The 1,118-nt window shown below is 59.4% G+C and carries 1 protein-coding gene; it reads left to right on the top strand.

Annotated elements, in window-relative coordinates:
• Window positions 1–152: 152 nt before the first annotated feature.
• Window positions 153–1,019, top strand: a complete 867-nt coding sequence (locus QMX86_RS28090; RefSeq protein WP_282387979.1) for a carboxylate/amino acid/amine transporter — start codon at window positions 153–155, stop codon at window positions 1,017–1,019.
• Window positions 1,020–1,118 lie beyond the last annotated feature (99 nt).

Below are 1,118 nucleotides of genomic sequence, written 5' to 3'. Positions count from 1 at the left end.
GCTCGCGAAAGCGGTGCATCAGAAAAGTATCTGCCGTCTGACACGCTGCCTTCGCGAGCAGGCTCGCTCCCACCGGTTATTTGTGTTTCCGGCTATTCGCAGTGAGCGGCAAAACCCGCTATCGTCGCCGCCATTCGATTTTCGAGGCGAGCATGGGCTATCTACTTTTTGTGACGCTGATCCAGGCATTTTCCTTCAGTCTGATCGGCGAGTACCTGGCAGGGCATGTCGACAGTTACTTCGCGGTGCTGGTGCGCGTGGTGCTGGCCGGGCTGGTGTTTATTCCGCTGACGCGCTGGCGTTCGGTGGAGCCGGCGTTCATGCGTGGCATGTTGCTGATCGGCGCGTTGCAGTTCGGGGTGACTTACGTCTGCCTGTACCTGAGCTTCCGCGTGCTGACGGTGCCGGAGGTGTTGCTGTTCACCATTCTCACGCCGCTGCATGTGACGTTGATCGAAGACGCGCTGAACCGCCGCTTCAACCCGTGGGCATTGATTGCTGCGCTGGTGGCAGTCGGCGGTGCGGCGGTGATTCGCTTCGACAGCATCAGTCCCGACTTCTTCATGGGCTTCCTGCTGCTGCAACTGGCCAACTTCACTTATGCCGCCGGGCAGGTCCTGTACAAGCATCTGGTGGCGAAGCATCCGAGTGATCTGCCGCATTACCGCCGCTTCGGTTATTTCTACCTCGGTGCATTGGCGGTTGTGCTGCCAGCGTTCCTGTTGTTCGGCAAGTCGAACTTTCTCCCGGAAGCGCCGCTGCAATGGGCGGTGTTGCTGTTTCTTGGTCTGGTCTCGACTGCATTGGGTCTGTACTGGTGGAACAAGGGCGCGTGCATGGTCAACGGCGGCACACTGGCGGTGATGAACAACCTGCATGTGCCGGTGGGGCTGCTGTTGAATCTGCTGATCTGGAATCAGCATGAGGAACTGGGGCGGTTGTTCCTTGGCGGGGGTGTGATTCTGGCAGCGGTGTGGATCAGTCGGTTGGGCATGCGCAAATCCCCGGTCGCCGCATAACCCCTGTGGGAGCGAGCCTGCTCGCGAAGGCGTTGGGTCAGATAAGTATGGGTCGACTGCCACATTGCATTCGCGAGCAGGCTCGCTCCCACATTTGAT

The sequence above is a fragment of the Pseudomonas sp. PS01270 genome, assembly GCF_029959775.1.
GTDB classification, from domain to species: domain Bacteria; phylum Pseudomonadota; class Gammaproteobacteria; order Pseudomonadales; family Pseudomonadaceae; genus Aquipseudomonas; species Aquipseudomonas atacamensis.
This window is presented reverse-complemented; position numbering and strand designations above follow the sequence as displayed.